The following is a 25,612-nucleotide window of genomic DNA, read 5'->3' as shown; positions in this document are numbered from 1 at the left end:
CCGATGGACGGCGTGCTTTTTTACTAGATTAACTTAAAAATACTCTTAATTTGTCTAGCAAATAACCAATTTTTCGTACCGTAGTTATCATTTAAACTATCTAAATTAATAGATTGTCCGTTAGCAAACTTTAATTCTAACGTTGTATTTTTGTCATTTGTTTTTAAATTACTATTTGTAATATCATCATACTTTAATTTTTCAATCTCAATATATTCGTCTTTTTCTTGTCCGATCACGACATGGTCTTGGAAGAAGAAAAACACTTCTACTTTTTTACCGAAACAAAATACATTTTTCGTATAAATTAATGTCGCATTATCAAGTCCGACGCATACTTCTTTCATCTCTTCCACAACGTGTCCAAAGTCTTCTTCTTGTCTTGCGTTTGATTCAGCAATCCATTCTTCGATTGTTTTCATGTTAATTGCCATACTGTGCCCCCTGGTTCGTTCATTGCTTTTTTTAAAAATAAATACTATATGAAAATATAAGCGATAAGTACTATGTTTTCAAGGGTGAACGGTATATTCAAAATAAAGTTAAATTTCAAAGTAATCTACTAGAGGCACCGATTTCATTATATTTTAAACGTTTGAACGAGACATTCTTCATCATCGATTAACTGTGTTTTCTCATCAAATACGATGTTTAGCTCCCTATATACTTTCTTCCAAAAAGAAACAGCTGGTACATTTTTCACAAGTTCGATAACGAAATACTGTCCTCGTTTCTCTTTTAGTACATTCTCAATAACTTGTTTACCAATTCCTTTTCCTTTGTACTGATTCAATATGAAAATGTCATTTATGCCAAAGTCGTTTTCCTTCTTCAAAAACGGGCGTTCCAACAATAATAAAAATCCTACAATACTATTTTCAGCTTTTATAAAATACGGAGTGATTCCGTCATTTCCCCAAAACATGTGCAAATCTTCGTATTCAAAAAATCCATTTGCCCCAATCTTTATATTAGGAGTGAATGTAGAGAGATCATGAAGATATAGTGCGTACAAATTACGTAATATTTCTTTTTCAGATTCTTGAACGGTTTGAAGTGCTACAAACATTTTTAATAATCCCCTTCCCTATATGTAACTGTTTCTCCCTCTTTATTATTCGCTAAAAAAGTTTACCTACCTTTGCAAAAAAATAGCACTTAAAAAGTGCTATTCTGCTCTCCTTGCCGCTTGCTGAATTGGGTCCCAAACGCTGTTATATGGTGGTGCATAACTTAAATCGACATCTTCTAAATCATGAATGCTCATTTTATTGAAAAGTGCCATCGCGATCACATCAATACGTTTATCTACGCCTTCTTCTCCAATTACTTGCCCGCCCAACAATTGTTTCGTATCAGAGCGATATAGTAGTTTCAAGTAAAGTGGTTTTGCATTTGGATAATAGCCCGCCATATTTGTAGAATCTACTTTGACCGTTTTATACGGGATATGTAGCCCTTTTGCTTCTTTTTCATTTAAGCCTGTTCTTGCGAGCGTCAAATCCATAAATTTAATAATACCTGTGCCTAACGCACCTTTAAATGCTCTTCGTTTATCAAGCATATTCAGTCCAGCAAGTCGCCCTTGTTTATTAGCAGTCGTTCCGAGCGGGATATGATCATGAATTTCCTTTATAACGTGGTAATGTGTTGCGCAATCACCGGCTGCATATACGTCTTGCACATTCGTTTGCATATATGCATTTACTTCGATTGCCCCTTTATAATTTGTACGTATATTTGTTCCTTCAAGAAAATCAGTATTCGGCTTCACTCCAACCGATACTAAAACAAGATCTGCTTTATACGTACCTTTATCCGTTTCAATTTGTTCCACTCTTTCATTTCCTTTAAATGCTTTCACATTTTCATTCGTTAAAATTTCAATATTGTGTTTATCTGCTTCTTTATGTATATATTCAGCCATATCTGCATCATAAATCGTACCGATATGATCATTTCGCTCAATCATTCTTACTTTCTTACCAAGTTCGACGAATGTTTCTGCCATCTCCAGTCCAATCGCACCACCGCCAATAATGGTTACATCTTCAACTTTATTCGTTTCTAGCGTTTTTAATATACGCTCAGCATCTGGAATTGTTTTTAAAAGGTGAACACCTTGCAAATCTCGACCTTCCCATTCTGGCATAACAGGACGCACTCCAGTTGCAATTAATAAACGATCGTACGGAAATTCAAAAACTTCTTTCGTCTTCGTATGCTCTGCGTACACCATTTTCTTTTCTGTATCTACTTTCGTTACTTCATGACGCACTTTCGCATCAATTCCATATTTCTCACGAAACGTCTTTACGTTGCGCGCGATTAACTTTTCAGTTGAAGCGATAGCACCACTAATGACATACGGTAATCCACACTGAGCGTATGAATAAATTTCACCTTTTTCTAACGTTACAACAGTTGCATTTTCATCGTTTCTAACAATTTGCATAGCTGCACTCATACCAGCTGCATCTCCGCCAATAATGACATAGTTCACTTTACCACTCCTTCTTTTTTTACATACTCTTTACGTTTTCCATATTTTATAAAAATAACACCTACTTCCATTGTAAAGAAAGAGGATTTTATCTTCAAATTTGGTGCACAAACCTATGCCTGAATAGGTAGCCGTCGTGTCTCATAAACAACATGTTTAATATGCTATAACAGTTACTATTGAAAGTAGGTGAAATATATGTGCGCCGGCCTTCTCGCCCAGCTTCCAGATGAACCGCAAGAACCAAAAGAACCGAAACCCGCCCTCTCACTTGACCAAGAATTTTCCATTAATGCGACAATATACAGCGCTCGTGCCTGGTTATCTAACGATGATACGTTTGCGCAAGATATTTGGAAAGCTACCCAATTCGCTTCAGCATCACATGCTGGCAAGTCTATCTTTCCAGTCGGTTCAGTTAAAATTCTGAACTTCTCTGACGATACAATAACTGTTACTGCTTCACCAGAATCAGATCATGCGCTCAAAATAGTCGTCCCCCCCCATTCCGAGGCAGCCCTAACATCTGGTCCTTTATCACATATACAAGCTAGTACATCAGGAGGATCAAGTAAAGTCACATTTCTCTTTCACATCTTTTTCTCAAGGGATCCTGGTTCAGATAAATAACCATAAAAAAGGTACAGTTATGCACTGTACCTTTTTCACATGTTTATTCTCTTGATTTGATGAGTTCAACATTATAAGTTTCAATATCTGTTAGCTTTCCTGTAAAATATGGATTTTCTCTATACCAAGATTGTTTTGAAAAATACGTTTGCATATCTTTCGTCTGAAAAATATGTCCATGCCTTGCATATATTTCATTTCTAGCAATTTTCAACTGTTCTTTCGATAAATATGCTAAATCTGTACTCGTTAATTTTCGAATATCACTATCTGGGAAAATGAAACCATTATATACATACGGAGTGGTAGATGGCGGAGTAACATTATAAACAACTGTTTTTTCTGTACTTTTCTTTTGAAATGGAAGATTATAAGACGGAAGTGCCGTTACCGTTTCTACCTTCGTCGTTTCCCTTCCATTTTCTCCATTTCGTTCTAAATAAATCGTCGTACTTCCATCAGTCGCTATAGGCCCCCATGTAATTTCTTCTCCTGCCAGTGCTGTAACTGGTTTTTGATTTACGTACAATGTTGCACCAGGCGCGTTCGTTTGAACTGTAATATATTGACCTTGCAACGTTAAATCTATCATTACGTTATTTTGGCTTTGTTTCATAAGTACAACCTTTTCCTCACGCGATAGTTTTACATAATCATTTTTATATTCTGATTGAAACACTTGATTGCCCGGAAGAAACGGCCCATATTGCTTCTCAAACTTTTTGTCATCTGTCTTATCAATTTCTTTTCCGTTCATTTTTAACGATACGCCTTTTTCATTTGTAAGCAAAGTGGTATAGTACGTCTTCACTTTCAATTTATACCGATCAAATATAAAGAAATACTTTCCGTCTTTCGTTAACGAAAAATCAGCTCTTTCTATTCCGTCCCGTTGTTTTTCACCTTGTCTCAAATATTCTTTTAATTCATTCACATACGATGGATTTTCTTTTATATATGAAAATAGAGGCGTTAAACTCTCTTTTGTTATCATAACCGATTGATCATCTGCCGTAATGATCTCAGCTAATTTCTCTCCGTCCCTCTCTTGTAAAATCGTAATCATCCGATCTACTTGTGCCACCTGCGTATAATACGATGATCCGTACAAATATAATCCAATAATCGCTATAACAAATAGTGCTAACAGTGTAATGCCAACCTTTGCACCACCGCTCATGTTCTTCTTTACTACAGGACTTCCCCTCTTCGTCCCGCAGTTTTGACAAAATTGCACACCATCTTCAAACTGAATTCCGCACTTTGTACATACATTCATCCAGTCAACCACCTTTTCATTAGAAGCCAGTTATTCCCTGTGTTAAGGCTTGAATTATCGTGCTAATGTAAGACCAAAGTACAATAAATGTTGCAATTCCAATTAAAACATTTGCAATAATAAGTGTGTACACGAGATCTAATCCGCCATTGTCTAGCTTTAATATGGCTACAGTTATACTAATCCCTATATAAGTTGCAGCTACCGATAATAATATCGGTAAGAAAAAGATTAATAAGAAACTAAAAAGAAAAGAAAGGACTAATATAGCAATAGCCGGCGTCGCTAGCGTTCCCCATATACCGAATACTTCAAGAAACGAAAAAGATGATTTCATCATCTTACCACTTACAAAAATAATAAATCCGACAAATAAAGTTAAAATTAATAAAAAGAAAAAGACCGTTATAGATTCTACAAAAAATGTGGGAGTAGATATATCTGGTGCAAATGTTCTCGTAACTGCTGATGCTGCACTCATCATTCTATAAAAAATACATGCTCCTAAAAAACAAATAAGAACAAGACTTACAATTCCATTTCTTACTTCAATCGTGCCGCTTTTCATAATCGCTGTCGGTGCTTGTAATGCATGTTTAAAAAATTGAAAATAGCCGCTCGCAAACCGCTTCGCTTGCTCTACCGTTTCATTTGGCCGAGTTTCCTTTACTTGTGCCGCGCGTGCTTGTTCCGGCCCTTCTTCTTGACCACTACTTGCCACTACTTCTTCCGTTAACGAATGTCCACAATTCCCGCAAAACTTTGCCTCTGCTGCATTTTCTGTATGACATGACGGACATTTCATTCTCTCATCCCTCCTTAAGCATATACCATATAGGGTGTTACAAATTCAATATATGACTTTGTACATAAAACATGACTACAAGAAAAAGATTCTGAAATCCTTCTTTCAAAAGAAATTATATATGCTAGCAATCTTGAAAAATAATGCTATTATGAAACAGAACAAATAACATTTTTAACAGATTGGATGAAAGACAATGGAATTGGTAAACTCAATTTTTCAAATACTCCTTACAAGCGTAATCCAATTATTTTCCTTAATTGGCGTTATCATTGTAATTGGATTTCTATTAGGTTATTTAGAATCACTAACACGAATGTATTGGTCGAGGGCTTTCGGAAGAAAAGGATTCCTTTTAACGGCGTGGATTGGTGTTCCGATCCACGAACTTGGACATGCCATTATGTGCGTACTGTTCCGTCATAAAATTGTAGCAACGCAGTTTTTCCCAACAGATACAAGTCAAGGAGCATTAGGTTACGTACAACATCAATACAATCAAAAAAGTGTGTATCAACGAATTGGGAATTTCTTCATCGGCATCGGGCCTATTATTTCTGGTATTACTGCATTAATCCTTTTAATGCGCTATTTCGTACCAGAATCATATTTTTTATTTAATACAACTCTCGAAAAAACGATCGCTTCTACTTCTATTAATGTAGAAATGATTCAAAACATGCTCTTGTCGACGTTTGTATTATTGAAAAGCTTATTTACAATCGGCAATTTATTGAATCCTTCCTTTTGGTTATTTTTATTTATCGCCATTTGTATTTCCGCACATATCGCTTTAAGTAAACCAGACATTAAAGGATCAATAGACGGAGTTATCGTCATGTTTATCGTTTTATTTTTATTCAACATCATAGCGGGACTGTTTCAATACGACAGTAACCAGCTAATTGGACAGGTTATGAAATATAATATGTATCTCATTGCGTTTTCTAGTGTAGCACTGCTTTTCTCTTGTCTTTCTACACTCGTTAGTTTTTCGTTTTATAAAATAAGAAGAGGGCGTTCTTTTTGAACGCCCTCTTCTTATTAATTATTCCCCTTATAATCACAATGCTCAACAGGCACACGAGCGTGCCCTTCTTCATCGGTACACCATGACTGTGATTGGAATGCAAGAAAGATACCAATCCATTCTTCTTCCTTTTCAAAGTGAATGAGTATCCCTCCGTCTTGCCATATGCCATTATCACCTTTCCATTTCTCTACATTCCCTTGATTCATGTGAATATCATGTATACCGTTTCCTGGTTTGAAATAAAAATAGGAATCTGGTGTGTTTTCTTCTGGTCCCCATCTTTCACCAAACGCGTAAATAATCGCTTTTTCTTCTATCGCTCGCTTTATATAACGTTCTATTTTTTCGTTTAAATCATTATCTGCTCCTGCTTTTTCGGGAGGCAAAGGAATCATTTGTTTTGAATCAAATAGATTTCCTCTTACATAATCTAAAGCCACTTTCGGTTCATTGTTTTTTATTTCTGTAAAACCGAATGGTAATGTCGGTAAAATATGAATCGCTTCTGATTTAATATTGTTACTCGCAAAATATAAAACTTCTGACGGATAACTTTGCGATTTTACGTTAATTGCAATACGATAATCTACTCCTACTTCATCTTGTAAATGAACTTGATAATGAGGTGTTTTCCCTTTTCCAATCTTTGATTGTATAACTGTACCTTTTAACACACCGTAGTTTTTTAGGGGCATACATTTCATCTCCTATTCATCTAAAATCGGCAAGGATACCCCCTACTTCAATCGTGTGAAGGGCGATAGCCCAACGATAAGTGGGGGAGGAATTGCCGGCAGATACGGTATGGTACGTTAAAAATCCCAAGATTCTGTACCATATCAAGTATCTGAAACTTCCACCTTGCCTCCTACTTCCTCTACTTAAGTTGTTTGCTTTCACTAAAAATCTGTTACAATTTAATTAGTGAAAGGCGGTGAAAATAATGCCTACAATTACTGCAAAAATACAAATCCATGTTTCCGATAATCAAGCTGAAAGTCTAAAGATAACAACGAACGCTTACCGCAAGGCTTGTAATTGGTTATCAAAACACATATTTGAAACAAAGAACCTTAATCAAGTAAATCTCAATAACTTATATTATTCTGATTTGCGAAATCAATTTAGGTTAAAAAGTCAAATGGCTCAATCTGTGATGAAAACTGTAATTGCTCGTTACAAGTCGGCTAAATCAAATGGACATGAATGGTCTTTGATTGACTTCAAACTTGCAGAATATGATTTAGTCTGGAATCGAGATTATTCACTAACCAAAAACCAATTTAGTGTAAACACGCTTGAAGGTCGCCTAAAACTAAATTATGAGCGTAAGGCTATGAAGAAATACTTCAACAGCACTTGGAAATTTGGTACTGCTAAATTAGTGCATAAGTACAAAAAGTGGTTCTTACATATCCCGATGACAAAAGAGTACCAAACATTAGATTTCGCAGATGTAAACAACATCGTTGGTGTTGATTTAGGAATCAACTTCCTTGCAACCACTTATGATAGTCAGGGCAAAACAACCTTCTACAACGGAAATATTGTTAAACATAAGCGTGGTAAATTTAAAGCTACTCGTAAGCAATTACAAACACGACAAACACCATCTTCTCGTAAGAAAATAAAACAAATTGGCTCAAGAGAAAACCGTTATGTAACTGATGTAAACCATCAAATTACAAAGGCACTCGTTGAGGCATACCCTAGAGGTACTATGTTTGTTTTAGAAGACTTAACAGGGGTTCGTTCTGCGACAGAGAAAGTACGAGTGAAAAACCGCTATGTTTCTGTATCTTGGGCTTTCTATCAGTTCCGTCAAATGCTTGAGTATAAAGCTGAATTGAATGGACAAAAGGTAATTGTGGTAGACCCCAAATATACTTCCCAAACTTGCCCTAAGTGCGGAAACATTGAAAAAGCGAATCGTAATAAAAAGCTACACACTTTTAAGTGTAAAAATTGCCAATACCAATCAAATGATGACCGTATTGGTGCGATGAATCTACACCGTAAGGGAATTAAGCATATCAGTGTAGTTACCACAGGAGTATAGCTCTTGTGGTAGGGGCGAAGTCAACCGTCCTTATGCTCCACCATACTAAGGTAGGAGAGCATTTCTCGTTCGTACTACTGGGTAGGAATAAGCGTAGTTGCTCTCTATGAGGGTAGAAGCACTGTCGAACTCCGACAGACGCAAGCCCCCACTTCAAACGACCCGTAAGGGTGTTAAGTGGCGGGTTGTTGACTTAGTAGAAGCTTTTCATATTTAAAACATTATCCATTCATAAAAAAAATCCTCCTATGTTAGGAGGATTTTTAATTTCTCAACATATACCAAACAATAACCTCTACCACTACAAGCAAAACCGCACCAAAGATCATTAACGTCGTCTTCTTTAATAGTTCATTTTCACGGTAAGGGATATTACATAAGTAAGCACCTAATGTAATCCGTGATGGACAAGCGATTGTCGCTACTGATGATGCGGTGTTTTGAAGTGTTGTGACATATTGCCACGGGAGTGCTACGTTTTGTGCGGTTTGCATTTGTAGTTTTATAAACATTGCATTTGATCCTGCGTTACTACCTGTTAAAAATCCACCAATAGCGCCAATAAACGGAGCAACAAAAACGAAAAAGGTTCCAAATGTTTCACCAGCTGTTTTTGCAAGTAATGAATGCATGCCAGATGCACCCATTAGTTCTGAAATGGCGATAAACATTGTCGTCGTAATAGCAAATGGAATCCATTGTTTGATCGTTTGTGAGAATGATTGTTTAATAATATTAGACGGGATGCGGAAGAAAATAATAGTAAATAAGCAAGTCATACCGAGCCAAAATCCTGGTGAATATAGTAACTCTAGTTTATAAGAGTATGATTTCAAATCAAGAACCGCATATGATCTGAACAAATCATGTAATGCTGGAACGAGGCGAGAAAGTAAAATACAAACTGTTAGAAATATATAAGGGCTAATAATTTTTATAATGGATACTTCTCTCTCCGTTGCAGCGGCATGTTCTGTTATAAGATTTTGCCCACTTTTTCCTTTTAATTTAATGATAAGAAAGCCAAATGTAATCGTAACGATAGAACTTAATATCCCGGCTAGTTCAACACTTACGTATGCATTAGAAAGATAGATTCCGAGAGAAAATAATAGAAAGAACCCTACTCCTTCTTTCCACTTTTCTATAACCGCTTGCCAGCCGCCAACAACGTGTAAAGAAAGAATAACGAAGTAAGCAAACATCGGAATACTTAATAGCGCTGTATTTGTACCAAGTGTTGTAAGAGGCATATTTATTAGCTGCGAACCGATAATCGTACCCGTTGCCATTGCGCCCCATGAACTAGCTAGTAAGCCGATGAATGAGAGCAGTACAGCTTGAAATGGTTTATAGCCTAGCGAAAGAAAAATAGGTGCTGCAACCATGAATCCAATACCAAATCCACTTACTGATTCAATAAGCGGACAAATGCCAAAACACATAAGCAGCATTTGTAATAAGCGATCATGTGTGATTTCTTCTAAAAAACGTGCTACTTGATCGATGTATCCCATTTTGTTCATGAGGTGAAATAAAAAAATACCGAAAAATAAAACGTATCCGACAATAAAACAAATTAACCATCCTTTAATCGTTGCGTGCACAGTTTCACTTATCCCTAATCGAAACGTTGGCGAGAGTAAAACGATTCCGACAGACACAGCATAAGAAATTAACGAGGACCTTAATGACGTTTGTTTAAATAAAAATAAACAAATGAAAATCATCATAATTGGGATAAGTGCCAACAATATGGCCATGTTATCATCTCATTTCGTTTAAAATACAATTTTTAACTATTATATAACAGATGTTGTAATTTTCAATTGTTTTTAAGACAGATTTAAAAAAGGAGCCAAACGGCCCCTTTTCATTCACTCCCATTTTCTATTATCCTGAAAAACTGTCTGCTGTCCGATTATTTTTTTCAACACAACAAACACAATGTAAGTACATATTGCTTGCAATGCAATATTCCAAAATTTCATTAATGTAAATGAATGAATCCGTAGAAATAATTCGTTTAATAATACAATCGAAACGATACTAAATAATTCTATACTAATCGAAAATAGACATATTTCTAAAATAGACTGTTCTTGAATGCGATTTAAGTTGGAAAAGATAAATACATATCCTAAAAATAGAGCCATCAACTCTATTTTCGTCATGCTAATGAGCCAAGCGTATAGTGGTATAGTTAAAAGAAGATACAGTAATTTGCGTCTTAGCATGCCTTCTCACCTCTGAATTAAATGTATTTTCTGTATATTTTAACATTTATTACGCAAAACAAAAAGAAGAGACTTACGCCTCTTCTTTTTGTTTTGTTGCATATATTAATTCACATATTTCTTCTCGTTTTTCATTTTCTAAAAGCTCAATGATCTTACTTCCAACAACAACTCCGTCACATATTGTAACCATTTCTTCTACATGTTCTTTTGTTGAAATGCCAAATCCAGCGACTACTGGTAAGTTGACGTGTAATTTTACTTTTTCTAAGTAACTATGAATCTCCTCTTTAAAGTTTTGACGTACTCCCGTTACGCCCGCTACTGTAACAGCATAAACGAACCCTTCTGATTCACTCGTGATTTTTTCAATTCTTTCAATAGGGCTCGTTACGGTAACGAGTGGAATAAGCGCAATGTTTGCCTCTCGAAGTAACGGCGCAATAATATTTTGTTCTTCATACGGTAAGTCTGGAACGATAATACCATCCACACCGGCCTCTAAGCACTTCTCTACAAATCGTTCTTTTCCGAATGCGAGTACTGGATTTAAATATGTCATGAGTACAAACGGAATTTGCACTTCTTTCCTTACCTCTATTAATGCTTGAAAAATACCTTTTACTGTTACACCGCTATCTAGCGCTCGCTTCCCTGCTCTTTGAATCGTTGGGCCATCTGCAACTGGATCTGAAAACGGGATACCAATTTCAACGATGCTTGCTCCTGCTTCGTCTAGAAAACGAATTCTTTCTTTTAATTTCTCAAGTCCACCATCTCCGCCCATTACGTACGGAATAAATGCTTTCTTACCATTTTCAAACGCTGCTTTAATTTTTTCTACTCCCATTTTTCACACCTCTTCCATATAACGTTTTATACTCTCTACATCTTTATCACCGCGGCCTGATAAGCAAATGACAAGTCCTTCGTCTTTCTTCATTTTCGGCGCTAATTTTAATGCATATGCGACAGCATGTGAGCTTTCTAAAGCCGGAATAATTCCTTCTTTTTTCGTTAATAATTGAAATGCTTCTAACGCTTCATCATCAGTAATTGAATGATAAGAAACGCGGCCAATATCTTTTAGCAAGCTATGTTCTGGACCAACACCTGGATAATCGAGTCCTGCTGAAATAGAGTGCGCTTCTTGAATTTGCCCTTCTTCGTTTTGCAGAAGATACATCATTGATCCGTGTAAAACACCGACGCTTCCTTTCGTTAAAGTTGCTGCATGCTTTTCTGTATGAACGCCTTTCCCTGCTGCTTCTACGCCGTAAAGAGCGACCTCTTCATCGTGTACGAACGGATAAAACATGCCCATCGCATTACTACCACCGCCAATACAAGCAACGACTGCTTCTGGTAACTTTCCTTCTAACGCCTCATATTGTTTTTTCGTTTCATTTCCAATTACACTTTGGAAATCACGGACAATTTGCGGGAATGGATGTGGCCCGAGAACGGATCCCATAATGTAGTGTGTATCGTGCACGTGTGAAACCCAGTAGCGAAGCGCCTCGTTCACTGCATCTTTTAATGTGCCGCTACCTGCCGCTACACTTTCTACTTTCGCTCCGAGTAATTCCATTCGGAACACATTTAATTTTTGACGTCTCACATCTTCCTCTCCCATAAAGATGACGCATTCTAATCCGAGTAGGGCACATACAGTAGCAGTTGCCACTCCGTGTTGTCCTGCTCCTGTTTCAGCGACAACTTTTTTCTTGCCCATTCGTACTGCAAGTAGTGCCTGACCGATTGTATTGTTAATTTTATGAGCTCCTGTATGGTTCAAATCTTCACGTTTTAAATAAATCTTTGCACCACCGCAATACTTCGTCATATTTTCAGCGAAATAAAGCGGTGTTTCCCTTCCAACGTACGTTTTTAAATAATGATTTAATTCCTTTTGAAACGCTTCATCTTGCATCGCTTCTTTATATGCTTCTTCTAGTTCTAATACAGATTGCATTAACGTTTCTGGAACGTATCGTCCTCCGTATATACCGTAGTGACCTTTTTCATCTGGATATGCGTAGTTCATTTGGAACACTCCTTCGATTTTATAATAAATTGTTTTATTTTCTTTAGATCTTTCTTTCCTTCTGTCTCTACTCCGCTACTTACATCGACCATATATGGCCGAACAGTTCGAATTGCTTCTTCTATGTTAAGGATGTTTAATCCACCAGCTAATATCGTTTTCTTTCGCAACTCTTTTGGCATATGCTCAAGTAATTCCCATGAAAATGTCTTTCCATTTCCTCCATGAAACTTTTCTTTCGGGCTATCAAACAATATATAATCCGTTTCATATGCTTGAGCGCTTTTCATATCACTCTCTGAAGTTACTCCTAGCGATTTTATAGACGGAATATTCAATCTTCTAATTTGATGATTCTCTTCATCCCCATGTAGTTGCACATGCGTTAACCCGCACTCATCTGCAATCTTCTGAATCACTTCAACTGATTCATTTACGAAAACCCCGATTTTTAATACGTGTGCTGGAAGCTTCCCAATAATTTCTTTCGCTAGCCCCAGAGTAATTTTCCGCTTACTTTCTGCAAAAACAAATCCGATTGCATCTGCTCCGTATTCGCAAGCACATTTTGCTGTTTCAACATCAGTAATACCACAAATTTTCACTTTCATATATTCACCTTACAATCTTCAAAAAAGCTACTAATAGAAGATGATGTCATAAGTGCCTCTCCAACTAATACACCTTTTGCTCCAGCTCTTTTAACGCGGGTAATATCTTCTTTTGAATGAATGCCACTTTCACTAATCCAAAGTAATTTCTCCTCATTCAATCGTTTTCCTAACTTTTCAGTTTGGCTTAAATCTACTTCGAACGTTTTTAAATTACGATTATTAATGCCAATAACATGTGGATTTAGTTGGATCGCAGTTTCTAATTCCTGTTCATCATGAACTTCAACAATCGCTTCCAATCCTTTTTCTAACACGTAGCTATACAACTCTTTTAACTTTTCTTTCGTTAACGCTGCTACGATTAGTAAAATAATATCTGCTCCCGTTTCATACGCTCTATCGATTTGAATCTTATCGATTATGAAATCTTTACATAAAAGCGGAATGTTACTTTCTTCTCTTGCTGTTTGTAAATCGTGAAACGATCCTTTAAAAAATTGACCATCTGTTAAAACAGATACTGCTCCTGCCCCGCAGTCTTCATATGTTCCCACTTGTTTTCGTACGTCAACGTGTAAATTGATATCTCCTTTTGATGGTGATGCTCGCTTTACTTCTGCAATGACAGTAAACTGCTGTAACGCTTCTACAAGTGAATGTGTCTTTCTTTTTGTTTTGACTGGTGTATACGTTTCATATAACTCCGCAACTTCCTTTTTCTTCTGTTCTACAATTTTATCTAAAATCGTCCCCACTTTAGTTCACCCTTTCTAATTTTTCGTTGCTTGCTGCAATTAATAAGTTTAATTTGGTTAATGCTTTTCCAGAGTCAATGCTATGTGTTGCTAGTTTAATTCCTTCTTCAATCGTTTCTGTTTTTCCATTTGCAAAAAGGGCTAGACCTGCATTTAATAACACTGTATCGCGGTAAACACTCTTTTCTCCACTCAATACGCCGACTGTAATCTTTGCATTTTCTTGTGAATTCCCCCCTCTAATTTCTTCATTTTTCACTCTTGAAAAACCATAATTTTCTGGATCAATATTCATTTCTACTATTTCATTATCTTTTAAAAGGACTACTTGATTTTCCCCTTGTAATGACGCTTCATCTAAAAAACCACTTCCATTTACGACAAGCGCTTGTTTCCGGCCTAACTTTTGTAATACTTGTGCAACTGGTAATAACATATCTCGTTTATAAATACCGACAAATTGTGTTTCTAAATTCACTGGATTTGTTAAAGGACCAATTAAATTAAAGATTGTCGGCACGTTTAACTCTTTTCTTATTTTCATAATGCGCCTTAGTGCTGGATGCATTGCTGGTGCAAATAAGAAGGCAATGCCCACATGCTCTAGTAAATAATCAATCTCGTTTGGCGTACTACTAATATTTACACCTAGTTCTTCTAATAAGTCTGCACTTCCTGTTTTACTAGAAACGGCACGATTACCATGTTTTGCAACCTTTACACCTGCTCCTGCCAGTACGAATGCTGATGTTGTGCTAATATTAAACGTTTGAGCACCGTCACCACCCGTCCCGCAATTGTCCATTGCTCCTTGTATATGGTTCGAAAACGGCAATGCCTTTTCGCGAAGAGCTCGAACGAGACCGTATATTTCTTCTGCAGTTTCACCTTTCGCTTTCAGTAAGACTAAGAAAGCTGCAATTTCACTTTCTAATATGTTTTCACTTAATAAAAGTAGTCCTGCTTTATACATTTCCTCTTCTGTTAAATGTTGACCCTCCACTAATTTACGAAGATAGTTATTCATACTCTTTCCTCCTCTTTTACTTCTGTTAAAAAGGCACGTATTAACTTTCCGCCTTCTTCTGTTGCGATTGATTCCGGATGAAACTGTAATCCGAAGAGCGGATAATAATTGTGACGGACTGCCATTATTTCTCCGTCGTCCATCGCTGTCGCTAATATGTCAAAACAATCTGGCAAGCTCGTTTGCTCTGCAACAAGGGAATGATAGCGCATCGCCGTCAGCGGCTGTGTAACGTATGAAAAGATTGACGTTCCGTTATGTTTCACACGCGATGTTTTTCCGTGTTTAATACGTTCTGCTCTAACAATGTCTCCTCCAAATGCGGCTATGATCGCTTGGTGGCCAAGACAAATCCCTAATATGGGAACGTTCTTATAAAAATGACGAATCACTTCGATACAAATACCAGCATCCTCTGGTTTTCCTGGTCCTGGTGAAAGCACAATTCCTGTTGGATTCATCTCTTCTAGCTGTTCTATCGTTATTTGATCATTTCTTACGACTACAATATCTTCTTCGTATTCACCTAACAGTTGATACAAGTTATAAGTAAATGAATCATAATTATCAATTAGTACAATCATTTCATTACCTCCAATAGCGCTCTCGCTTTATTTAATGTTTCTTCATATTCAGCTACTGGATCTGAATCGTAAACGACTCCTGCTCCGGCCTGAACGTATGCTTTTTCATCCTTTACGACCATCGTTCGAATGGCAAGTGCCATATCAAGATTCCCTGAAAAACTAACGTATCCAACTGCTCCGGCGTATACGTTTCTTTTTTCATTCTCTAGCTCATTTATAATTTCCATCGCTCTAATTTTCGGAGCTCCAGAAACTGTCCCTGCTGGTAAGCAATACGCTAACGCATCAAATCCGCTCGTTTGTTTTCGCAATGTTCCGTAAACTTCAGATACAATGTGCATAACGTGAGAATATTTTTCTACTTTCATATATTTATCTATCGTCACGGATCCAATTTCACTCACTCTGCCAATATCATTTCGCCCAAGATCTACAAGCATCATATGCTCCGCTCGTTCTTTCTCATCTTCCAACAGTTCTTTTTCGATTTCCTCATCTTCCCTCTTCGTTTTCCCCCTCGGCCTCGTACCAGCAATTGGATTCGTCATCACTTTATTCTCCCTTACTGATAGCAAACTTTCCGGTGAAGAACCGAGTACAACATAATCTTGAAAATCGATATAGAACATATATGGTGATGGATTTGCAATTCGAAGTTTTCGGTATAACGCGAATGGATCACCAATACATTCACTTTGCAAACGCTGTGACAGTACGACTTGGAATATGTCCCCAGCTCTTATATGTTCTTTCGCCATTTCTACCATCTCACAAAACTCTTTTTCCGTTATAGAAGAAGTGAATGATAATGTGGATTGTATTGCATTTACTTCAGCTTCTTCTCCTTGTAGCACTTCCTCTTTGTATACTCGTAGCCTTTCGTATACTTCCTCATAATCTGCTGAATCATCTTCCCTGCATACATATACAAACGACAACTTTTGGCGTAAATGATCGTAAACGATAAACTCACGATATAGTAAAAGGTGTACTTCCGGAATATTTAATGGGTCGTGTAAATCCGCTCCAATGTTTTCATACTGCCGAATGACATCATATCCAATATAACCAACTGCTCCTCCGCAAAATGGAAATGGGCTATCTACTTGTGATGATGCGATTACTTCTTCTAACACTTGTAGTACGTTACCTTTTAACTTTTCTGTTTGCCCATATATCATTCTTTCTACTTCCGTACCAACGCTTGTCACCTCTCCATAAGGATTACATCCTAAGTAAGAATAACGCCCTTTATCTTGATGAAGCTGTGAACTTTCTAATAAAAATTTCTTCTTCCCTTTCATACGTCTATATAAAGAAATTGGCGTAATGCTATCTCCTTCTTCTTCAGTGATTACTAAAAATGTCTTTCTCTCTCTTTTTTGTTTTATAAATTCTTCTTTCGTCATCATGTCCTTCACCTCACTCTGAAAAATAAAAAAGTCCCCTACATATCGAAAATATGTAGAGGACGATAAATATACCGCGGTACCACCTCGTGTTGGATGCAAAAGCATCCCGCTTTGTTCAGGTACAAAATTTATACCTTATCCTTGTAACGGCGGAACCCGGGTTGCCTACTGAAAATAATTGTTCAGCATACCTCTCGTAAGCCCATTCCGTATATGGCACCGTACCGGGCTCCCACCTATTCCCGGCTCTCTGTAACGTCTCCAATATACGTACTCTTCTTACTTAAACGATTTCATTTATTTAATTTTTTATACACAAAAAGGGAGTACTCATCCTATAGAAAGGACGGGTACTCCCGTGGTGCCACCTTAATTCGTTACAAATGTAACGCACTTTACCGTATCAAAAACAATACGTGTCTCTTGTATCGATGAGATCATGTCGCCAAAGCCTACTTCTTTCGTTTCGGTTTGGAAGCTCCGAAGCCCATTCCACATCAATTCCATACTGATTCGCACCAACCATCAGCTCTCTGACATGTTCATCATGTGTACTCTTCTTCATCAACGCTTGCATTTTTTTAAGTTGCACTCATTATAGACCTGACTTTTTTCACAAGTCAATACTTTTTTAAAAATTTTATTTTTCTTTCCTTTCAATATTATATTGACAAAACAACCTCTTTTTATGTAAATATAATAAATACTCTATTAAAAATAAGGTTTTTTGTATGAATATTATATATTAAAAAAGTAAAATCACATCAAAAAACGCTTACATTTCTGAAAATTCATATTTCTATATGGATTTTTCAGAATAATCATGATAGATTATAAAGTGAAACTTTAATAAGTGGGGGTTTTGTTCATCCCCCACTTATTATTAGTTGAACTAATCGGGCATTTACGGGCAGTTGATCTCCCACCTAACTTCCTTGCCCATCCAATTTTAAGGTGGGAGTTTTACTGCCCGTTCATGCGGGATAAATATGCATAACGCATCAAAAGACCTGACAAAAGAAAGGGGAACTACATGAGTACGCAGATGTTAATTTTAACTTCTATCTCTATTTACATGCTCGGGATGCTAATTATCGGCTATTTCGCTTATAAGCAAACATCCAACTTAACAGATTATATGCTTGGCGGGCGTACACTAGGCCCCGCAGTAACAGCATTAAGTGCTGGAGCAGCTGATATGAGTGGTTGGCTTTTAATGGGCTTACCCGGTGCAATGTTTAGCGTTGGATTAAGTAGTAGCTGGATTGCGATTGGCCTAACATTAGGCGCATATGCAAACTGGCTTTATGTCGCTCCTCGCTTACGTACCTACTCTGAAATTGCAAATAACTCTATTACTATCCCAGAATTTTTGGAACACCGTTTCCACGACAAATCCCATATGCTACGTTTAGTATCTGGACTTGTTATTATGATATTTTTCACGTTTTATGTAGCTTCAGGATTTGTCTCTGGTGCTGTATTATTCGAAAATTCATTTGGACTCAATTACCATGTTGGTCTTCTTATCGTTGGTGGAGTTGTCGTAGCTTACACATTATTTGGTGGATTTTTAGCTGTAAGTTGGACAGACTTCGTGCAAGGAATCATTATGGTAGTCGCTCTTATTCTTGTTCCAGTCGTAACAATTATGCACGTAAATGGACTTGGTCCAGCATTTGAAACAATTAAATCTATCGATCCGGCATTATTAGATATTTTTAAAGGTACTTCTGTATTAGGAATTATTTCATTATTCGCATGGGGCCTTGGTTATGTTGGACAACCACATATTATTGTACGCTTTATGGCGATTTCTTCTGTAAAAGAAATTAAAAGTGCACGACGTATTGGTATGAGCTGGATGATTTTCTCTGTTGCTGGAGCTATGTTTACTGGCCTTATCGGTATTGCATACTATTCAAAAGCAGGTTTAAAACTTTCTGATCCAGAAACGATTTTCGTTGAACTTGGCACTATTTTATTCCATCCACTTATTACTGGATTTTTATTAGCAGCTATTTTAGCAGCTATTATGAGTACAATTTCTTCTCAACTTCTCGTTACTTCGAGTGCAGTAACAGAAGACTTATATAGAACATTCTTTAAGCGTGATGCTTCTGATAAAGAACTTGTATTTGTCGGTCGTATGGCTGTTCTTGTTATTGCTTTAATTGGATGTGCATTAGCACTTAAACAAAATGATACGATTTTAGCTCTTGTTGGATATGCTTGGGCTGGGTTCGGTTCTTCATTCGGACCTGCTATTTTATTAAGCTTATATTGGAAACGTATGACGAAATGGGGCGCGCTTGCTGGTATGGTTTCTGGTGCCGCTACTGTTATTATATGGACTCAATTCAAATTCTTAAAAGATTTCTTATATGAAATGATTCCAGGTTTCGCTATTAGTTTACTAGCTATCGTAATTGTTAGTTTACTAACACAACCTTCAAAAGAAGTTGAAGAGCAATTTGAGAATTTCGAAAAACAACATAGTCATAATCTATAAAGGGAAAGCTCTGCTGTTATCGTATCAGCAGAGCTTTCTTTATATCAAAGTTCGACGATCTTCTGCTCGAATTTAACAATTTCTTTATGTTTCGTTAAATTAAACGTAACACTACTCCTTTATAGTATTACTATCAGCACTTATACAGAAAGGGGACTCCAATATGTTAGCAGCTTTCCAGCAACAACAAACACGAAAATTTTCACCTATCACCAATACTTCTGCGTCTTGTTTGAACATACAACCTAATCCACCTAAAATTACAATTGCTCCTTCTGTTATTTCAGTCATCGGTGTTCATATGGAAAAAAATAAGTTAAAAGTAAGAACTGGCCAAAGCACTGAGTTATCAGCTTCCGTTTTGCCAATGCAGGCAACAAATAAAGAACTTCTTTGGACGAATATGAATGCTGATGTTATCACACTGTATCCAAAGGGGGACACGGTAACGATTACTGGAAAAAGTGCAGGTAGAGCAGTCGTAATTGTCACAACTGCTGAAGGAAAGTTCCGTGACCTATGTATCATTCACGTACAACCTTATATGACAAATCCAAAGTAAAAGAGTGGCTACGAAGCCACTCTTTTACTTTATTTCAATGTGTGGATTTTTACTTTTAACAAGATTGATGAATTGCTCTTTATCTTTAGGAGAAATAATTTCTGTTTGATGTGCACCATAAACAATTTCAAGTCGATCAAATGACAATGCATGGGCTGCTATTGGATTTTTTGTATTTAAAACTTGTTTTATATCTCGTATAAATATGCGCTTTTTAACGAAACCTGATCTAATTGTAATTGTTTATTCTCCGACGATGTATTTTGTCGAAAACCAACTCCAAATAAATAATATCGCTAATGAAATTGTAAAAAATAAAAGAAAATATTCTCTACCTGCAAATAGGGGAGCAAAACACGCTCCAATGACAACGAAAAAAATCGGATATAGCCATACATCTTTTTTTGATGGGAATTCCATTTCCTTCCCCCTTCCACACCCGTATTTATATAAAACAAAAAGAGAAGTATCACAACTTCTCTTTTCTCCTCTAACATTATAATTCCTGTGTATACGCCGGCTCGTTTATTACATTTTTTGCTGTTCGTTTTTGTTGCTGTAGTAAGAAAACAGATACACCAAACAATACGAGCATGCTACCGATAATTTGCATGGCATTTAGTCTTTCACCGAGTAAGAAGAACGCTAGTATAGATGCTCCAACGGGTTCTCCTAAAATACTCATTGAAATTGTTGTTGCATTTACGTAGTTTAATAACCAATTATTAATGACGTGTGACACTGTCGGGACAACCGCAAGTAAAAGAAAAACGGTCCAATCCCACTTCGTATAACCTGTAAAAGGCACTTGCAATACTATATTATAAATTCCCATAAAAATACCTGCGAATGCAAAAACTGTAAAGCTGTAAATCCAGTGTGATACTTTCTTTACTGTCGTTTGCCCGATAAATAAATAACCGACAACCGCTATTACACTTAAAAAGGATAATATATCTCCATAAATTGCTTGTTCACTTAGCCCTAAATCTCCCCAACCAATACACATTACGCCTAATATCGCAATTCCCATCGTTGCAATAGCTGAGTATGTTGTTCTTTCTTTAAATAAGAAAAAACCTCCAATTAAAGATACGATTGGTTGAAGCGCTAAAATAATCGTCGAACTCGCAACTGTCGTATGCTTTAAAGATTCAAACCATAATAGAAAATGAAGTGCTAAAAAGAAACCAGATCCAATTAAAAATCCCCAATCTTTTATTTGAATCTTACTAAAATCTTCCCGTTTTTTCCATACGATAGGCAGCATAATAAGTACGATAATCCATAAGCGGTACATACTTAAAATAGAAGATGGTGCTGAGGACATCTTTACAAAAACTGCTGCAAAAGAAATGGCAATTATAGAAATAGCTAATGGTAGTGCGATTGACTTTTCTTGTTTCAAATCCTGTCTCCCCTCTCACCTGTCAAAAATCCCACTTCATTATATCCGTTTTCTTTCGTGACTTAAATACTAATTTTTTAGATTCTTCGTACCATTATGGTAAAATAGAAATTAAGGCACCAATTAGTGAATATTTATTTCCTTTTTCACTACAAGCGTCGCTCTTACAATCGTTACAGTAAATTTTTATTTAGGGGGATCTACATGAGTCAAACAATAGGGAGAATTGAAGAAATTTCATTTTATAGCGCATCACTTCAAGAAGACGTTACACTTCTCGTTTATTTACCAGTAAATTACACACCACTGCACAAACATACAGTTGTAATTGCACAAGATGGTAGAGATTATTTTCAGCTCGGTAAAGCGCATCGTGTAATTGAGCGCCTTCGTGAAACTGAAGAAATTGACCGTACAATTATTGTCGGTATTCCATATAAAAATGTACATGATCGTAAAGAAAAATATTTCCCAAATGAAGTAAAAAATGCTGCATATATACGTTTCCTTGCTCATGAACTTGCACCATATATTGATGAAAATTATCCAACGTACCAAATGGGAAAAGGTCGTGTTTTAATTGGTGATTCTCTTGGCGGAACAGTTTCCTTTATGACTGCACTTATGTATCCGCATACATTCGGTAAAGTCGTTATGCAATCACCATTTGTGGATGAGACAGTAATGAACTTAGCAAAAGACTTCAAAGATCCACAAGCATTAGAACTGTATCACGTCATCGGCACAGAAGAAACGGCTGTAAAGCGTACTGATGGACAAGTATCTGATTTCGTAGAACCGAACCGTGAGTTAAATACACTTCTTACAGATAGAAATTTCATTACGCATTACGAAGAGTTTGAAGGTAATCATACTTGGAAATATTGGCAAACTGATTTACCAAAAGCCTTCTCTCATATTCTATCAATGAAATAATAGAGAGCAGTATTCAGAATAATTTGATATAATAGACGAAGAGATCTATTTATCTCAAAATCTAACTAGACTTACAAAGGGAGGAATTGGAACATGAAATTAGGCATTGTAATTTTTCCATCTAAAATGATTCAAGATAAAGCGAACGGATTGCGTAAGCGTTATGACCCACACTACGCATTAGTTCCGCCACATATTACATTGAAAACACCCTTTGAGACGCAAGATGAACAATTAGAATCGATTGTAAACGAGCTACATACAATCGCAGGTAAAACGAACCCTTTCACCCTTCATGTTGGGAAAGTCGGTTCATTCGCACCTGTTAATAACGTCCTTTATTTTAAAGTAGAAAAAACACCTGAACTTACTTTCTTAAATGAAGAAATGCATGGCGGGTTATTCACGCAAGAACGCGAATATGCTTTCGTACCTCACTTAACAATCGGACAAGGCTTATCAGATGCAGAGCATGCTGATGTATTGGGGCGATTACGTATGAAAGATTTCTATTATGAACAACCAATTGATCGTTTCCATCTTCTATATCAATTAGAAAATGGAACATGGACTGTACACGAAACATTCCATCTTGGAAAGGGGAACAACTAATTTGCACGCACAGATTGTACAAACGGACGAACAACTAAGAGATGCATTCTCTGTACGTAAACAAGTGTTTGTAAATGAACAACGTGTCTCTGCTGAAGAAGAGTACGATGAGTTTGAAGAAACTTCAACACACGTTGTTATATATGACAATGATGTTCCAGTTGGTGCTGGACGTTTTCGCACCCTTGATGGTATAGGAAAAGTGGAACGCATTTGCGTGCTAGGTTCCCATCGAAAAAAAGGCATCGGAAAAATTGTTATGGATGCGCTTGAAGCGTATGCAAAGGAAAATTCGCTACCAAAATTGAAACTTCATGCTCAAACACATGCTGAAGATTTCTATAAAAAACTTGGATATGTAACGAGTTCTGATGTATTTATGGAAGCAAATATCCCGCACGTCGTAATGATAAAAGAATTGTGATTTGAAAGCAGGAGGTGACCCCTCCTGTTTTTTTACATTGCTATTTTCTTTTTCTTCCGCTAAAGTTAAATGTTGATGCTATAGTTTTGAAGGTGAATATATGACACAAGAAAAATTTTCACAAAAATCGTTAACACACGCTGATATTCCGCGTGCGACATATCATACTCCGAAAACATCTACCCATTTAATTATGGAAGAAGATGTAGATGCGGCTTATTTCCGCGCTCTCGAACAACAAAATGTTTTTTTAAACGAAAAACAATTAGAAGCCGTGCGCACAACAGAAGGTCCTGTTCTTACACTAGCTGGTGCTGGAAGCGGGAAAACATCTGTTTTAACAACTCGCGTTGGTTATTTAGTAAATGTAAAACAAGTTCATCCAAGAAATATTTTATTACTTACATTTACACAAAAAGCAGCTGAAGAAATCCGAAGTCGTGTTGCAAAGTTACCAGGTATGAATCATGCAGCAAGTAGCTACGTTGTTGCTGGTACATTCCACTCTGTTTTCTTAAAATTGCTTCGTAGTCAAGGGTATAATCAGCAAATTTTAGCAAATGAAAAACATAAACAAATTATGATAAAGAAAATCTTAAAAGAATTGCGTTTAAAAGACGATTATGATTCGGAAACGATCCTCGCGATGATTTCACTTGAGAAAAACAAATTAAATCGTCCGAAAGATGTAAAGGCGAAAACGCCAGTCGAACAAGAATTTAAAGAAGTATATGAACGTTTTGAAGAGGTAAAACAACGATACAATTATATTGATTTCGATGACATCTTATTGGAAACATATTATATGTTAGAAAATAATGCTCCTTTACTAACTCAATTACAACAACGTTTTCACTACATTGAAGTAGATGAGTTTCAAGATACATCCTATGCACAATATGAAATTGTAAAATTGTTAGCCACACCAAGAAATAATTTGTTCATCGCAGGTGATGATGATCAAGCAATTTATGGCTGGCGAGGGGCAAGTCACCAAATTATTTTATCTTTTCCAAAAGAATTTGATAACACAACAATCATTGCACTAAATACGAATTATCGATCCAATCCCTTTATCGTCGGGCTTGGAAATGAAGTTATAAAATTAAATCAAGAACGTTTTGATAAAGAGCTATACTCCGTTCGTGAGGAAGGTGTACAACCTTTTTATGCAAGACCTGCTACAACTCTTGATGAAGCAAATCAAATTTTGCAGCTCATTCAAGAAAAAGTAGATAGCGGTGACCGAAACTATAAAGATTTTTGTTTACTGTATCGCACACATTCTGTAAGCCGTTCGTTACTTGATCAGCTTACCATTCATAAAATTCCGTTTATTAAACACGGGGCGAGCCAATCATTTTATGAACATTCTTTAATTAAGCCTGTATTAGATCATTTAAGACTCGTGATTGAGCCGTTTCGACTAGAATCACTTTCAAACATATTGCCGACGATGTATATCGGACGTGATGATTGTATTTCATTTATTGAACGTGAACAATGGAAATATGGTGAAGGCCGTTTTCCTTCTCTTCTTCATTTCTTATTATTAAATCCGAGCTTAAAACCTTTTCAAGTGAAAAAGGTAAATGAGCGCATCGATTTTATTAAATTTATTAAAGAATTAGAACCGAAAAAAGCATTAAAAGAAATCATACATGGTAAAGGAAAATATTTAGAGTACTTACAAAGTAACGATCGTTCTTCCTTTACGATGCATAAAGACATACAAGAAGAAATGTTGGAAGAATTAATGGAGTCTGCAACTCGTTTCACCGATATTCCAGCTTATTTACAATTTATCGACGAGGCGATTCAAGGTCAAAAGGAAATGGAAGCATTAAAAACAATGCCGCAAAAAGATGCCGTTTCACTTATGTCAATTCATAACGCAAAAGGCCTTGAATTTCCATGTGTCTTTTTACTTGGAGCGAGTGATGGAATCCTGCCCCATACTTCTTCTTTAAAAGATGCAAATGATCGTATTACGGAAACTTCTGAAGCGTTAGAAGAAGAACGCCGATTACTGTATGTCGCCATTACACGTGCGAAAGAAGAGCTTTACATTTCTTCTCCGCAATTTTTCAGAGGAAAGAAATTAGATATATCTCGTTTTTTATATACTGTGCGAAAAGATTTACCTGAAAAGACATCCACTAAATAAGGA

General features: G+C 36.5%; 25 protein-coding genes, 1 pseudogene and 2 other annotated features. Of the genes and pseudogenes, 9 read left to right on the top strand and 17 right to left on the bottom strand.

All coding sequences use genetic code 11. The annotated features are described in order from the left end of the window. Positions 1-23 precede the first annotated feature (23 nt). The 3 genes from BCG9842_RS06040 to BCG9842_RS06030 all read right to left on the bottom strand — a co-directional run bounded on the left by BCG9842_RS06040 (position 24) and on the right by BCG9842_RS06030 (position 2,503). Positions 24-434 carry a DUF3908 family protein gene (locus BCG9842_RS06040; protein ID WP_000996793.1) on the bottom strand — a complete coding sequence of 137 codons (411 nt, stop codon included), beginning with the start codon at positions 432-434 and terminating at the stop codon, positions 24-26. 146 nt (positions 435-580) lie between these two features. Further along, positions 581-1,069, bottom strand: a complete 489-nt coding sequence (locus BCG9842_RS06035) for a GNAT family N-acetyltransferase (RefSeq protein ID WP_000495856.1) — start codon at positions 1,067-1,069, stop codon at positions 581-583. Positions 1,070-1,168: 99 nt separating this feature from the next. Then, the gene (locus tag BCG9842_RS06030) at positions 1,169-2,503 is read right to left on the bottom strand and encodes an FAD-dependent oxidoreductase (RefSeq protein ID WP_001110243.1); all 1,335 of its coding nucleotides are present in this window, start codon (positions 2,501-2,503) and stop codon (positions 1,169-1,171) included. A gap of 198 nt (positions 2,504-2,701) precedes the next feature. On the opposite strand from BCG9842_RS06030, the gene BCG9842_RS06025 reads away from it, so the two are divergent. Then, on the top strand, positions 2,702-3,133 hold the full coding sequence (locus BCG9842_RS06025) for a hypothetical protein (RefSeq protein ID WP_000332402.1): 432 nt from the start codon (positions 2,702-2,704) through the stop codon (positions 3,131-3,133). 43 nt (positions 3,134-3,176) lie between these two features. Here BCG9842_RS06025 and BCG9842_RS06020 read toward each other — a convergent pair whose 3' ends face one another. Continuing rightward, positions 3,177-4,412 carry a TcaA 3rd/4th domain-containing protein gene (locus BCG9842_RS06020; RefSeq protein WP_001099914.1) on the bottom strand — a complete coding sequence of 412 codons (1,236 nt, stop codon included), beginning with the start codon at positions 4,410-4,412 and terminating at the stop codon, positions 3,177-3,179. A gap of 19 nt (positions 4,413-4,431) precedes the next feature. Further along, the gene (locus BCG9842_RS06015; protein ID WP_000650096.1) at positions 4,432-5,217 is read right to left on the bottom strand and encodes a zinc ribbon domain-containing protein; all 786 of its coding nucleotides are present in this window, start codon (positions 5,215-5,217) and stop codon (positions 4,432-4,434) included. 196 nt (positions 5,218-5,413) lie between these two features. On the opposite strand from BCG9842_RS06015, the gene BCG9842_RS06010 reads away from it, so the two are divergent. Further along, complete coding sequence (locus BCG9842_RS06010) at positions 5,414-6,247, top strand: hypothetical protein (RefSeq protein ID WP_000424512.1); 834 nt, start codon at positions 5,414-5,416, stop codon at positions 6,245-6,247. A gap of 14 nt (positions 6,248-6,261) precedes the next feature. Here the strand turns inward: BCG9842_RS06010 and BCG9842_RS06005 are convergent, their stop codons facing one another. Continuing rightward, positions 6,262-6,945 (bottom strand): DUF2278 family protein, encoded by a 684-nt coding sequence (locus BCG9842_RS06005; protein ID WP_001128582.1) that lies wholly within the window; start codon positions 6,943-6,945, stop codon positions 6,262-6,264. Positions 6,946-7,193: 248 nt separating this feature from the next. On the opposite strand from BCG9842_RS06005, the gene BCG9842_RS06000 reads away from it, so the two are divergent. Continuing rightward, entirely contained in the window at positions 7,194-8,309 is a 1,116-nt protein-coding gene (locus BCG9842_RS06000) for an RNA-guided endonuclease InsQ/TnpB family protein (protein WP_001142359.1), read from the top strand. Positions 8,310-8,572: 263 nt separating this feature from the next. Here BCG9842_RS06000 and BCG9842_RS05995 read toward each other — a convergent pair whose 3' ends face one another. The 9 genes from BCG9842_RS05995 to trpE form a co-directional block, all read right to left on the bottom strand. Continuing rightward, positions 8,573-10,072 carry an L-lactate permease gene (locus BCG9842_RS05995; protein ID WP_000996272.1) on the bottom strand — a complete coding sequence of 500 codons (1,500 nt, stop codon included), beginning with the start codon at positions 10,070-10,072 and terminating at the stop codon, positions 8,573-8,575. Between the two features lie 114 nt (positions 10,073-10,186). Further along, the gene (locus BCG9842_RS05990) at positions 10,187-10,546 is read right to left on the bottom strand and encodes a DUF4029 domain-containing protein (RefSeq protein ID WP_000946136.1); all 360 of its coding nucleotides are present in this window, start codon (positions 10,544-10,546) and stop codon (positions 10,187-10,189) included. A gap of 73 nt (positions 10,547-10,619) precedes the next feature. Next, a complete protein-coding gene (gene trpA, locus BCG9842_RS05985) occupies positions 10,620-11,396 on the bottom strand; it encodes a tryptophan synthase subunit alpha (RefSeq protein ID WP_000537833.1) in 777 nt (258 codons plus the stop codon). Positions 11,397-11,399: 3 nt separating this feature from the next. Beyond that, positions 11,400-12,593 (bottom strand): tryptophan synthase subunit beta, encoded by a 1,194-nt coding sequence (trpB, locus tag BCG9842_RS05980; protein ID WP_001105025.1) that lies wholly within the window; start codon positions 12,591-12,593, stop codon positions 11,400-11,402. Further along, entirely contained in the window at positions 12,590-13,204 is a 615-nt protein-coding gene (locus tag BCG9842_RS05975; protein WP_000865128.1) for a phosphoribosylanthranilate isomerase, read from the bottom strand. Before BCG9842_RS05975 ends, trpB begins: the two co-directional genes overlap by 4 nt. Continuing rightward, a complete protein-coding gene (trpC, locus tag BCG9842_RS05970) occupies positions 13,201-13,962 on the bottom strand; it encodes an indole-3-glycerol phosphate synthase TrpC (protein ID WP_000536711.1) in 762 nt (253 codons plus the stop codon). The genes BCG9842_RS05975 and trpC overlap by 4 nt, the downstream gene beginning before the upstream one ends. A 1-nt stretch (position 13,963) precedes the next feature. After that, positions 13,964-14,989, bottom strand: coding sequence for an anthranilate phosphoribosyltransferase (trpD, locus tag BCG9842_RS05965; RefSeq protein WP_001067363.1), 1,026 nt, complete (start codon positions 14,987-14,989; stop codon positions 13,964-13,966). Continuing rightward, positions 14,986-15,573 carry an aminodeoxychorismate/anthranilate synthase component II gene (locus BCG9842_RS05960; RefSeq protein WP_000636336.1) on the bottom strand — a complete coding sequence of 196 codons (588 nt, stop codon included), beginning with the start codon at positions 15,571-15,573 and terminating at the stop codon, positions 14,986-14,988. Before BCG9842_RS05960 ends, trpD begins: the two co-directional genes overlap by 4 nt. Beyond that, the gene (gene trpE / locus BCG9842_RS05955) at positions 15,570-16,988 is read right to left on the bottom strand and encodes an anthranilate synthase component I (RefSeq protein WP_002083083.1); all 1,419 of its coding nucleotides are present in this window, start codon (positions 16,986-16,988) and stop codon (positions 15,570-15,572) included. The genes BCG9842_RS05960 and trpE overlap by 4 nt, the downstream gene beginning before the upstream one ends. Positions 16,989-17,040: 52 nt before the next feature. Then, positions 17,041-17,285: a binding site (T-box leader), on the bottom strand. 42 nt (positions 17,286-17,327) lie between these two features. Continuing rightward, positions 17,328-17,565 (bottom strand) — a binding site (T-box leader). A 456-nt stretch (positions 17,566-18,021) separates the two neighbouring features. Between trpE and putP the strand changes: the two genes are divergently transcribed. Together putP and BCG9842_RS05945 are read left to right on the top strand one after the other, a co-directional pair. Next, positions 18,022-19,500, top strand: a complete 1,479-nt coding sequence (gene putP, locus BCG9842_RS05950; RefSeq protein ID WP_000107191.1) for a sodium/proline symporter PutP — start codon at positions 18,022-18,024, stop codon at positions 19,498-19,500. 163 nt (positions 19,501-19,663) lie between these two features. Beyond that, positions 19,664-20,062 (top strand): Ig-like domain-containing protein, encoded by a 399-nt coding sequence (locus tag BCG9842_RS05945; RefSeq protein ID WP_000878727.1) that lies wholly within the window; start codon positions 19,664-19,666, stop codon positions 20,060-20,062. 24 nt (positions 20,063-20,086) lie between these two features. Here the strand turns inward: BCG9842_RS05945 and BCG9842_RS05940 are convergent. Both BCG9842_RS05940 and BCG9842_RS05935 read right to left on the bottom strand, forming a co-directional pair. Then, positions 20,087-20,482, bottom strand: a pseudogene (locus BCG9842_RS05940) (PH domain-containing protein). Positions 20,483-20,558: 76 nt separating this feature from the next. Further along, positions 20,559-21,470, bottom strand: a complete 912-nt coding sequence (locus BCG9842_RS05935) for a DMT family transporter (protein WP_000806930.1) — start codon at positions 21,468-21,470, stop codon at positions 20,559-20,561. A 204-nt stretch (positions 21,471-21,674) separates the two neighbouring features. Here BCG9842_RS05935 and BCG9842_RS05930 point away from each other — a divergent pair, with 204 nt between their 5' ends. From BCG9842_RS05930 to BCG9842_RS05915, 4 genes are all read left to right on the top strand, one after another. After that, positions 21,675-22,406, top strand: a complete 732-nt coding sequence (locus tag BCG9842_RS05930) for an alpha/beta hydrolase (RefSeq protein ID WP_000084010.1) — start codon at positions 21,675-21,677, stop codon at positions 22,404-22,406. A gap of 93 nt (positions 22,407-22,499) precedes the next feature. Next, positions 22,500-23,018, top strand: coding sequence for a YjcG family protein (locus BCG9842_RS05925; protein WP_000765871.1), 519 nt, complete (start codon positions 22,500-22,502; stop codon positions 23,016-23,018). A 1-nt stretch (position 23,019) separates the two neighbouring features. Next, entirely contained in the window at positions 23,020-23,442 is a 423-nt protein-coding gene (locus tag BCG9842_RS05920) for a GNAT family N-acetyltransferase (protein ID WP_000543309.1), read from the top strand. Positions 23,443-23,542: 100 nt separating this feature from the next. Then, positions 23,543-25,609 (top strand): ATP-dependent helicase, encoded by a 2,067-nt coding sequence (locus BCG9842_RS05915; RefSeq protein ID WP_000191211.1) that lies wholly within the window; start codon positions 23,543-23,545, stop codon positions 25,607-25,609. Positions 25,610-25,612 lie beyond the last annotated feature (3 nt).

The organism is Bacillus cereus G9842, assembly GCF_000021305.1.
Lineage (GTDB): Bacteria > Bacillota > Bacilli > Bacillales > Bacillaceae_G > Bacillus_A > Bacillus_A thuringiensis_S.
The sequence above is the reverse complement of the archived record's forward strand: the minus strand, read 5'-3'. Positions and strand labels throughout refer to the sequence as shown.

Coding starts and splice junctions, on each gene's coding strand:
- putP (WP_000107191.1), top strand. CDS start 18,022: ATGAGTACGCAGATGTTAATTTTAACTTCTATCTCTATTTACATGCTC.
- trpA (WP_000537833.1), bottom strand. CDS start 11,396: ATGGGAGTAGAAAAAATTAAAGCAGCGTTTGAAAATGGTAAGAAAGCA.
- BCG9842_RS05915 (WP_000191211.1), top strand. CDS start 23,543: ATGACACAAGAAAAATTTTCACAAAAATCGTTAACACACGCTGATATT.
- BCG9842_RS06020 (WP_001099914.1), bottom strand. CDS start 4,412: ATGAATGTATGTACAAAGTGCGGAATTCAGTTTGAAGATGGTGTGCAA.
- BCG9842_RS05960 (WP_000636336.1), bottom strand. CDS start 15,573: ATGATTGTACTAATTGATAATTATGATTCATTTACTTATAACTTGTAT.
- BCG9842_RS05995 (WP_000996272.1), bottom strand. CDS start 10,072: ATGGCCATATTGTTGGCACTTATCCCAATTATGATGATTTTCATTTGT.
- BCG9842_RS05945 (WP_000878727.1), top strand. CDS start 19,664: ATGTTAGCAGCTTTCCAGCAACAACAAACACGAAAATTTTCACCTATC.
- BCG9842_RS06040 (WP_000996793.1), bottom strand. CDS start 434: ATGGCAATTAACATGAAAACAATCGAAGAATGGATTGCTGAATCAAAC.
- trpD (WP_001067363.1), bottom strand. CDS start 14,989: ATGAATAACTATCTTCGTAAATTAGTGGAGGGTCAACATTTAACAGAA.
- BCG9842_RS05925 (WP_000765871.1), top strand. CDS start 22,500: ATGAAATTAGGCATTGTAATTTTTCCATCTAAAATGATTCAAGATAAA.
- BCG9842_RS05930 (WP_000084010.1), top strand. CDS start 21,675: ATGAGTCAAACAATAGGGAGAATTGAAGAAATTTCATTTTATAGCGCA.
- BCG9842_RS05990 (WP_000946136.1), bottom strand. CDS start 10,546: ATGCTAAGACGCAAATTACTGTATCTTCTTTTAACTATACCACTATAC.
- BCG9842_RS06000 (WP_001142359.1), top strand. CDS start 7,194: ATGCCTACAATTACTGCAAAAATACAAATCCATGTTTCCGATAATCAA.
- BCG9842_RS06015 (WP_000650096.1), bottom strand. CDS start 5,217: ATGAAATGTCCGTCATGTCATACAGAAAATGCAGCAGAGGCAAAGTTT.
- trpE (WP_002083083.1), bottom strand. CDS start 16,988: ATGATGACGAAAGAAGAATTTATAAAACAAAAAAGAGAGAGAAAGACA.
- BCG9842_RS05975 (WP_000865128.1), bottom strand. CDS start 13,204: ATGAAAGTGAAAATTTGTGGTATTACTGATGTTGAAACAGCAAAATGT.
- BCG9842_RS06010 (WP_000424512.1), top strand. CDS start 5,414: ATGGAATTGGTAAACTCAATTTTTCAAATACTCCTTACAAGCGTAATC.
- BCG9842_RS06025 (WP_000332402.1), top strand. CDS start 2,702: ATGTGCGCCGGCCTTCTCGCCCAGCTTCCAGATGAACCGCAAGAACCA.
- trpB (WP_001105025.1), bottom strand. CDS start 12,593: ATGAACTACGCATATCCAGATGAAAAAGGTCACTACGGTATATACGGA.
- BCG9842_RS06035 (WP_000495856.1), bottom strand. CDS start 1,069: ATGTTTGTAGCACTTCAAACCGTTCAAGAATCTGAAAAAGAAATATTA.
- BCG9842_RS06005 (WP_001128582.1), bottom strand. CDS start 6,945: ATGCCCCTAAAAAACTACGGTGTGTTAAAAGGTACAGTTATACAATCA.